At 37.8% G+C, this 8,930-nt stretch carries 9 protein-coding genes; all 9 read left to right on the top strand.

What is annotated here, in order from left to right; all coding sequences use genetic code 11:
• Nucleotides 1–427: 427 nt before the first annotated feature.
• On the top strand, nucleotides 428–943 hold the full coding sequence (gene cobU, locus KKH91_02605; protein MBU0951708.1) for a bifunctional adenosylcobinamide kinase/adenosylcobinamide-phosphate guanylyltransferase: 516 nt from the start codon (nucleotides 428–430) through the stop codon (nucleotides 941–943).
• 12 nt (nucleotides 944–955) lie between these two features.
• The gene (gene cobT, locus KKH91_02600) at nucleotides 956–2,020 is read left to right on the top strand and encodes a nicotinate-nucleotide--dimethylbenzimidazole phosphoribosyltransferase (GenBank protein ID MBU0951707.1); all 1,065 of its coding nucleotides are present in this window, start codon (nucleotides 956–958) and stop codon (nucleotides 2,018–2,020) included.
• Nucleotides 2,020–2,745 carry an adenosylcobinamide-GDP ribazoletransferase gene (gene cobS, locus KKH91_02595; protein MBU0951706.1) on the top strand — a complete coding sequence of 242 codons (726 nt, stop codon included), beginning with the start codon at nucleotides 2,020–2,022 and terminating at the stop codon, nucleotides 2,743–2,745. The genes cobT and cobS overlap by 1 nt, the downstream gene beginning before the upstream one ends.
• Nucleotides 2,742–3,578 (top strand): ABC transporter substrate-binding protein, encoded by an 837-nt coding sequence (locus KKH91_02590; protein MBU0951705.1) that lies wholly within the window; start codon nucleotides 2,742–2,744, stop codon nucleotides 3,576–3,578. The genes cobS and KKH91_02590 overlap by 4 nt, the downstream gene beginning before the upstream one ends.
• Nucleotides 3,575–4,558 (top strand): iron ABC transporter permease, encoded by a 984-nt coding sequence (locus KKH91_02585; protein MBU0951704.1) that lies wholly within the window; start codon nucleotides 3,575–3,577, stop codon nucleotides 4,556–4,558. The genes KKH91_02590 and KKH91_02585 overlap by 4 nt, the downstream gene beginning before the upstream one ends.
• Nucleotides 4,559–4,560: 2 nt before the next feature.
• A complete protein-coding gene (locus tag KKH91_02580; protein ID MBU0951703.1) occupies nucleotides 4,561–5,373 on the top strand; it encodes an ABC transporter ATP-binding protein in 813 nt (270 codons plus the stop codon).
• Nucleotides 5,370–5,897, top strand: coding sequence for a cob(I)yrinic acid a,c-diamide adenosyltransferase (gene cobO / locus KKH91_02575; protein MBU0951702.1), 528 nt, complete (start codon nucleotides 5,370–5,372; stop codon nucleotides 5,895–5,897). The genes KKH91_02580 and cobO overlap by 4 nt, the downstream gene beginning before the upstream one ends.
• A complete protein-coding gene (locus KKH91_02570; GenBank protein MBU0951701.1) occupies nucleotides 5,891–6,583 on the top strand; it encodes a diphthine--ammonia ligase in 693 nt (230 codons plus the stop codon). The genes cobO and KKH91_02570 overlap by 7 nt, the downstream gene beginning before the upstream one ends.
• Before the next feature lie 222 nt (nucleotides 6,584–6,805).
• Nucleotides 6,806–8,773: a TonB-dependent receptor plug domain-containing protein gene (locus KKH91_02565; protein MBU0951700.1), complete on the top strand. Its 1,968-nt coding sequence runs from the start codon at nucleotides 6,806–6,808 to the stop codon at nucleotides 8,771–8,773.
• The last annotated feature ends 157 nt before the right edge of the window (nucleotides 8,774–8,930 follow it).

Below are 8,930 nucleotides of genomic sequence, written 5' to 3'. Positions count from 1 at the left end.
TTTTGCGGTTAACTACCCGGAAATTTGGTGAAGTAAGACAAAATTCCTCCCAGGTTTGAACTATGTAATGGTATTTTAACATTTTTTTTCAGAAGAAATTGCTGATTTGGAGAAGATCCAAAATCAATATCGGTTCTTGGGTTACCGCAACCTATTGACATTTGGTTTTTAAACGTATAAACTTAAGTGTAAATTAAAATTGTTCTTTAAAGAAATTGTTTTAAACCATTCAAGTGCAGGAAATTCCAGTGAGATTCTGGATACTGCCGCGCAACAGTAATACTGTCTTCTGTAGACGAAGACAGGCAAGTCTGGTCCAGCATCTGAATCGGTTAGTACCTTCGCAGGGAAGGGAATTATTAGAGTAACGATTATGAATTAATTTTAACCAACCCGCAAGGTTGGTTTTTGTTTTTATAAGGAACCTATGGGAAATAAAATTACTTTTATTCTTGGCGGCGTAAAAAGCGGGAAAACAACTTATGCTCTAAATGAGGCAAAAAAGTTGAATTGCCCTGTAACTTATATCGCTACAGCAGTAATCACGGACAAAGAAATTGAAAAAAGAGTCCGGGACCATATCAAAACACGGCCGGCAAGATGGAAAACAATCGAAGAAGAAACAAACTTAATTAAAACAACTAATAAAATAGGAACTAAAACAGTAATAGTTGATTGTATTAATTTTTGGGTATCGAACAACCTATTTGAAAAAAAGCACGAAAATGATATTCTGGCGCAAACTGAACAGTTTTGCGCTATATTAAAGGAAAGGAGGCTGAATTGCTATATAATTTCAAATGAAGTCGGACTCAGTCTTATATCTCAATACAAGATGGGAAGGAATTTTCAGTCTGTTTTAGGAAAGGTTAACCAGATTATAGCCCAAAATGCGGATGAAGTTAAATTTATGGTAGCTGGAATACCATTAAACATAAAATGATGGAGGTGCAACTTGCAAAAGATTGAACAAATGATCAACAGAATCAAGCCGATTGATAAATCGGTATTAGAAGCAACTCAAAAACGCCTGGATAACCTGACCAAACCTTTAGGCTCTTTGGGAAGAATGGAAGAGATCGCAAAACAAATTGTTGCTATAAGCGGCAAAAAAAATCCCGTTTTGAAAAACAAAGTAATATTTACCCTTGCCGGAGACCATGGCATCGTAGAAAAAGGAGTAAGCGCATACCCAAAAGAAGTTACACCGCAGATGGTTTATAATTTCCTAAATAACGGGGCAGGAATAAATGTCCTGGCAAAACACGCAGGCGCAAGAGTTGTTGTGGCAGACCTGGGCGTAGCAGAAGAATTGAAAATTAAAAATGAAAAATTGAAAATCAAAAAAATCGGGTTAGGGACAAAGAACTTTATAAAAGGCCCTGCAATGAGCAGTGAAGACGCTGTTAAATCCATAGAAGCAGGCATTGAGCTTGTTGAAGAAGAGCTTAAAAACGGCCTGGATATTATAGGAACTGGCGAGATGGGGATAGGTAATACTACGCCCTCGTCAGCTATAACTTCTGTGATTTGTAACCTTGAGGTTGAAAAAGTAACCGGCAAAGGTACCGGTATAGATAACAAAACTCTTGAAAATAAAATAAATGCAATAAAAAAAGGTATTAGAAAAAATAATCCAAATCCAAAGGATGGCCTGGATGTTCTGGCAAAAATCGGGGGCTTTGAAATCGGCGGGTTAGCCGGGGTAATTCTAGCCGGAGCTGCAAACCGCATTCCTATAGTCATTGATGGGTTTATATCCACAGCAGCGGCGCTTATTGCTGTTACTCTCGCACCCAATGTAAAGGATTACATTATTGCAGGCCACTGTTCCCGGGAACCGGGCCACAAAGTTCAACTGCAATGGCTTGGGCTTAGGCCCACCCTGGACCTTGATTTACGCCTTGGCGAAGGAACAGGTGCAGTCTTGGCAATGAATATCGTTGATGCATCCTGTAAAATATTGAACGAAATGGCAACCTTTGAATCTGCGGGTGTCTCTACAAAAACGGAGCAATAATGACTGGATTTATTTCTGCAATTGAATTTTTAACCATAATACCAATAAAATCTAAAAACTTTTCCCTGCAAAAGTCTATAGTTTACTTTCCTTTTGTAGGAATGATTATTGGTTCAATACTTGTAGGTGCGCATATCATATTAAAAACAATTTTCCCTAGAATGATATGCGATGCAATTACTTTGATAATTCTAATTTTATCAACCGGCGCGCTTCACCTGGATGGTTTTGCGGATACAATTGATGGTATTTTGGGCGGCAGGGACAAGGACGAGATGCTCAAAATCATGTCAGACGAGCACATAGGCACTTTTGCCGTAGTAGGCATTTTTTGCTTACTCTTACTGAAATTCATTTTCATCTTTCAAATGCCCGAAAATATTTTATACCCTTCTTTGGTATTAATGCCGATTCTTGGAAAATTTTCTATGGTTTTGTCTCTTGTAAAAGGCAGGCCGGCAAAAACCAACGGACTTGGTTCACTCTTTATAGGAAACAGCGGTACGATTACGTTGCTTATTTCCGGTCTTGTGACACTTTTATGCTGTATTTTCTTCTTTTCCCTTAAAGGGCTATTTCTATTTGCCGGTATTTCAATCTTTACTTTAATCTTAAAAGAATACTTCACAAGTAAAATTGACGGGTTGACAGGCGATACAATAGGAGCAATTCACGAAACTGTAGAACTCGCCGTATTGATGGCTATTTTCTTGCTGAGAAAATGAAAAAAATATTATTTTTTCTATTAATTTTGCACTTTAACACCAAAATATTTGCCGGTAATACCCCGGGGAGGATAATTTCTCTTGCGCCCGCTATAACCGAAGAGCTCTATTTACTGGGTGTTCAGGACAATCTTCTAGGAGTGACTACGTATTGTGATTACCCGGAAGAGGCAAAGAAAAAAGAAAAAATAGGAACCTACCTGGAACCTAATATTGAAAAAATTGTCAGGCTTAAGCCGGATATCATCCTGGCCTCCAAAGAGGGCCAAAAAAAAGAAATTGTCTTAAGAATGAAAAGTTACGGACTAAAAGTTTATGCTCTTGAACCCTGTAATAATTTCAAAGAAATATCGGAACAATTTCTTCTGCTTGGCAAGCTTTTAGGAAAAGAAAAAAAGGCGATTGATATACTCTCAGCTTTGAATGAAAAGACAACCAGGTTAACGAACAAAACAAAAAAAACAGCTAAAGTAAAAGTATTTTGGCAGCTAGGCGCTGAACCTCTGATGACAATAAGCAAGAATACTTTCATTGATGAAATGATAACCCTTGCAGGCGGCCAAAATATTGCACATGAAGGGCCTTTACGTTATCCGCGCTTTAATAAGGAAGAAGTACTAAGACAGAACCCCGATGTAATTATACTTGTCGCCATGGGCGCCGTAACAGAAACCGAAAAAAAACAATGGCAGAAATATTCCGACTTGAAAGCCGTTAAAAACAGCAGGATATTCGTTATAGATACAAGAATAACCTGTAATCCTACACCTGTCAATTTTGTGGAAGCTATTGAAATTGTGAGTAAATTATTGCACCCTGAATTATTCAAATGAAAAAAAACTATTTTATTCTTTTTTTGCTTATATTTACTTTAATTTTAACTTTTATTGTTTCTCTTATCTTTGGGGGTACAAAAATTTCGTTTACCGAACTATTATCCGGTTTAAGTTCAGTTCCCGGAATTAACCACACAATCATTTGGAAAATAAGAATACCGAGAATCCTATTAAGTATGTTGGTAGGAGCCGGGTTGGCTGCCAGCGGCAGTGTTTTACAGGGGATACTGCGAAATCCTTTAGCTGAGCCGTACACGCTTGGAATATCAGGCGGCGCCGCCTTTGGTGCAACCATTGCGGTTGTTTTGGGAATAAGTTCGTTAAGTTTGCCGGTTTGTGCCTTTTTGGGAGCTTTATTATCATTATTATTTGTTTACTTAATTGCATCAAAAAAGAACTTTTCAGTTTCAACTTTGATTTTAGGCGGAGTTATTTTAAGTTTTCTTTTTTCTGCAATAATCCTATTGATATTTGCAGTTTCTAAAACAGAGAAAATCCAATCAACGCTTCTTTGGCTTATGGGCGACCTGTCAAATGCTGAAACAGGTTTAACAACAATTGTAGCCGGATTTACGGTTGCAGGTATAGCGATTCTTTTACTTTTCAGCCGGGAAATAGATATTCTTACATTAGGTGAAGAAAAAGCATCCTATCTTGGGGTCGATTCAGCCAACACAATAAGAACCATTTTCATCATTGCTTCGTTTATTACCGGCGCATGTGTATCAGCTTCCGGCATAATCGGGTTTGTAGGCCTTATCATCCCGCATTTTATACGCAAATGGAGCGGGCCAAAACATTTTACGCTTATTATTTTTTCAAGCCTTGCCGGCGCTATTTTCCTTTGTATCGCTGATACTTTCGCCAGAAGTATTATTTATCCGGTAGAATTGCCCGTAGGAGTGATTACCGGAATTTTCGGCGGAGTGTTCTTTATTATTTTCTTGTTAAGATCTAAAAACTGGGAAGTATTCTAAAATTGAACCTATTAGAAATCTATAACCTTTCATGCGGCTACGCGGGCAAAGAAATTATAAAAAACATTTCTTTTTCTGTAAATGAAGGCAGCTTTTTAGGGATACTCGGACCAAACGGCGCAGGAAAAACTACTCTTTTCAGGTCTTTAACAAAAATCATTAAGCCTATAGAAGGTAAAATATTTTTCCAGGGCAAGGCCCTCTCTGATTTATCGGCAAAAGACCTCGCTAAGGAAATTGCCGTGCTGCCGCAAATCCTTGATGTCCCTTTTTCTTTTTCTATCGAAGAATTTGTTTTATTGGGCAGGCACCCTCATCTAAAACGATTAGAAGCCCCGGGAAAGAAAGACTTTGATATTGCCCAAAAAGCGATGATGGAATTAAATATTGCTGATTTAAAACACAGGAAGATAAGGGACTTGTCCGGAGGAGAACGGCAAAGAGTGCTTATAGCGCAAGCACTGGCGCAGGAACCAAAACTTTTATTACTTGATGAACCTGTAAATCATCTGGATATAAAACATCAGATAGAAATTTTAGATTTACTTAGAGATTTAAATAAAACAGGCCTCACCGTAGTAATTATTTTACACGACCTTAACCTGGCATCAGAGTATTGCGATGATTTGCTTTTATTGAATGAGGGTAAAATTCATACCTATGGAAAAGCGCGGGATGTGCTGAAATACGAAATTCTGGAAGAAGTCTATAAAACCGTCCTCCTAGTTGAAAAAAATCCATTATCAGGAAAACCTTATATTTTGCTGATTTCTAAAGACACTCGGGCGAAGGGTATTCATAAAGAGAGTTTATGAAAAAAGGCTTAATTCATGTTTATACAGGCGAAGGAAAAGGCAAGACCACGGCAAGCGTTGGGCTGGCTGTACGCGCAAAAAGCCATGGTTTGAAAGTGTTGTTTGTTTCTTTTAATAAAGAACCGAAAAAATGGGGCTGCGGGGAATATAAAATATTCAAAAAAATTGGCATTGATACTCTCTGCTTCGCTCAGAAACACCCTCGTTTTTACAAAAACACATCATTAAAAACCTTGAAAATTGAATGCCGAGCTGCTTTGGAATGCCTTAATAAAACCATAAAAAAGAAAAAATATGACCTACTCATTTTAGATGAAATTAATGTCGCTTTAAACTGCGGATATCTCAAAGAAGAAGAGATTCTTTCATTTCTAAAAACAAAACCGGAAAATTTAGAAATCATTTTGACAGGCCGCGGGGCAACCAAAAAAATAATCGAAAAAGCAGACCTGGTAAGCGAAATAAAAAAAATCAAGCACCCTTATGATAAAGGGATCATCGCAAGAAAAGGAATAGAATTCTGACGAATATTATCTCCTCCTGGAGCGGCGGCAAAGATAGCTGTTTAGCTACATACAAAGCAATGAAAGAAGGGCATGAAATAAAGTTCCTTGTTAATTTCATTTCCGAAGAAACAAAAAGAGGGTGTTTTCACGGAATAGATTGCATGCTGATGAAAACCCAGAGCGAAGCGATAGGAATACCGATTATCCAGCAGAGCGTGCCTGCTGACATGAAAGAATACGAAAATATTTTTAAAAAAACTGTAAAAGAACTAAAAGAAAAGCATGCTGTTGAAGGTATGGTCTTCGGAGATATTTATCTTGATGAGCACCGCGAATGGGTTGAACGCGTCTGCAAAGAAATCGGCATAACAGCAATAGAGCCGCTTTGGAAGCAGGACCCGAATATCGTTGCATCTGAATTCATCAATCTAGGATTTAAATCGATAATAACCAGCGCAAAAGCCGAGCTTTTCGATAAGAATTTTGTGGGGAAGGACTTCAATACTGAACTTGTAAGTAATCTGATAAACCGCAAAATATGTTCCTGCGGAGAAAACGGCGAATTTCATTCGTTTGTTTATGACGGTCCTATTTTCAATAAAAAAATTGAAATAACAAAAACAGAGACAGTTTATAAAGACACCTTTTGGAAAGCTTACTTTTTGGATATTCAGAAATACAGTTTAATCAAAAAACCAAACTAAAAATTTATGTTTATTCTTTTTGTTGTAATTTTAACCAGTTAAGTGAAGGAAATTCCCGTTAAATCCGGGATACTGCCACGCAACAGTAATCTTACAGATAGCGCTGTCTGTTAAGGAGTCTGGTCCATCACTTAAACTTGGAAAGTACCTTCGCAGGGAAGGGAAAGCAGTAAGTTTTAAACACCACCTGCAAGGAAATTATCCTACAGGAGGGATAAAATCATGAGAAAAGTATTTGCTGTGAGTTGTGTTTTGTTAGTTAGTTCGTGTATGTCAGCTGTTTTTGGTTTTGAAGAAGTAAAGTTCGATTCGGGCACCGCTTTTATCACCCTCACCCGCAAACCCGAGTTGCAAAAAAACTTATCGACAAATGTCAGTCTTGTCAGTCAAAACAAAATAAGGGAAACAAATGCGATAACTATAGGCGATCTGCTTAAGGACTCTGTCGGCATAACGGAAGTAAGCAAAACAGGAACTCTCGGATCAACAAGCAATATTCGTATCAGATCGGGAGGAGATACGAGTAAACAAGTCCTGGTTATGATCGACGGCCTTAGAATGAACAATTTAGCTACAGGAGCTGCAAATCTTAGCCTCCTGCCTGCCGATAATATTGAAAGAATAGAAATTGTCCGCGGGCCTTCGTCATCACTTTATGGCTCGAGCGCTTTGAATGGTGTTGTAAATATCATTAACAAAAAACCGAAAGGGAAAGAATTGGGGTTAACGCTGCAATCAGAAAGCTATAATACTAATGTTCTTAAAGCGACTTATGGTGATAAAAATGATATTTTCAGCTGGCTTCTTTCTGGCAGTATTAACCGAAGCGACGGCTGGCGCGAGAATAGCGATGCAAATAGTAGCCATTTAAACACTAATATCGGGATAGATCTAAAAACCTCCGGGAAAATAAAAATAAACCTTGACTATTTTTCAGAAGAATCTGGAATTCCAGGTTCAAACTATACAAAACTTTCCGTTTACGACAATATGAAAGAAAGAACAGCGACCACCCCTAACGCCAGAGAAAATGATAATAACAACTATTTGCAGATAGGGCATGAAATACCTATAACTGAAAATTTCAACCTTAATTCAAAAATATTTTACAGGAAAACAAACATGGAGTACAAGGATACCGATAATTTTACTTTTGATAATAATACGACGGATAATGCAGGCGTAACGTTACAGCTTAACGCACCTAAAGAAATTGTCATCGGGGCTGATGTTCAAAACCAGACTTATAAAAAATTCAATCAACTTACCGAACAGGAGGATATAGCCAAAACTTTTACGATCAACTCATTTTTTATACAAAAGGATTTTGCATTCTTCCCCCTGCGTACAACAATCGGCCTGAGATATGACGGCCATTCAGTTTACGGCGACCAAATAAACCCTCGCTTAAATTCGATATATGTTCTTGATCCTTATACAAAGTTCTCACTTAACATTGGAAGAGCCTTCGTCGGGCCGACCTTTGAAGACCTTTACTCTCCAAAAAGAACATGGGATTATTTTGGTTATGGCGGGGAAACCAAAGGGAATCCAACCCTGGTTCCGGAAATATCATGTGGTTATGACGTAGGGATGGAAAACATCCTGAATGAAAATACCACATCAAGAATTACGCTATTCCGCAGCGACATCCAGGACAAGATAGAATGGGTTGACAACAACGTGCCGACTGCGGGTTATGTCAAATACGATTTATGGAAACCAGAAAACATCGGAGAAGCTTACAATCAGGGGGTAGAATACGAAATCGATTCTAATTCAAGCATCCTTCCAGTAATCGATTATTTTTCTGTACCAAAGGACTTTTCAAACCAGTTAAATTTTACCTATGTTGATTCAAAAGGCAGAAACAACAGCAGCGAACAATTCAAAACACTTCAATATACGCCCCAATACCGCACAAACTATTCTTTAACCTATGAAAATTCCTTTAGTTTAAAACAAACAATCTCTATCGAATACACATCGGAGCAAAAATGGATAGACGATGATGCGGCCGAGCATAAATTGAGCGCCCGTTTACTTTTTAATTACAAAATCACATATAATTTCGATTACACAGAATTATTCGCTGCGATAAACAACCTGTCAGACGTTAAATATCAAAGCAGGGAAAATTACCCTCTTCCGGGTATAGTTTTTAAAGCTGGTATAACCTTCAGATATTAATAATTTGAATTTACTCCGGCAATAAAAGAATAGCATCAACCTGTTTGTGCCCTGAAAAAGCCCCGGTCCTTTACCGGGGCTTTTATCTTTATGCCTTTTATTTTTCTTTATAAAGGGTAAAAAATTATGTATATTGTTTTGTTGAGGGGAAACATTA

The organism is Elusimicrobiota bacterium (assembly GCA_018816525.1).
Lineage (GTDB): Bacteria > Elusimicrobiota > Endomicrobiia > CG1-02-37-114 > XYA2-FULL-39-19 > OXYB2-FULL-48-7.
The sequence above is the reverse complement of the archived record's forward strand: the minus strand, read 5'-3'. Positions and strand labels throughout refer to the sequence as shown.

Bases quoted from the DNA above. Each gene is read 5' to 3' on its own strand.
- cobU (MBU0951708.1), top strand. From the start codon at position 428: ATGGGAAATAAAATTACTTTTATTCTTGGCGGCGTAAAAAGCGGGAAA.
- KKH91_02590 (MBU0951705.1), top strand. From the start codon at position 2,742: ATGAAAAAAATATTATTTTTTCTATTAATTTTGCACTTTAACACCAAA.
- KKH91_02565 (MBU0951700.1), top strand. From the start codon at position 6,806: ATGAGAAAAGTATTTGCTGTGAGTTGTGTTTTGTTAGTTAGTTCGTGT.
- cobS (MBU0951706.1), top strand. From the start codon at position 2,020: ATGACTGGATTTATTTCTGCAATTGAATTTTTAACCATAATACCAATA.
- cobO (MBU0951702.1), top strand. From the start codon at position 5,370: ATGAAAAAAGGCTTAATTCATGTTTATACAGGCGAAGGAAAAGGCAAG.
- KKH91_02585 (MBU0951704.1), top strand. From the start codon at position 3,575: ATGAAAAAAAACTATTTTATTCTTTTTTTGCTTATATTTACTTTAATT.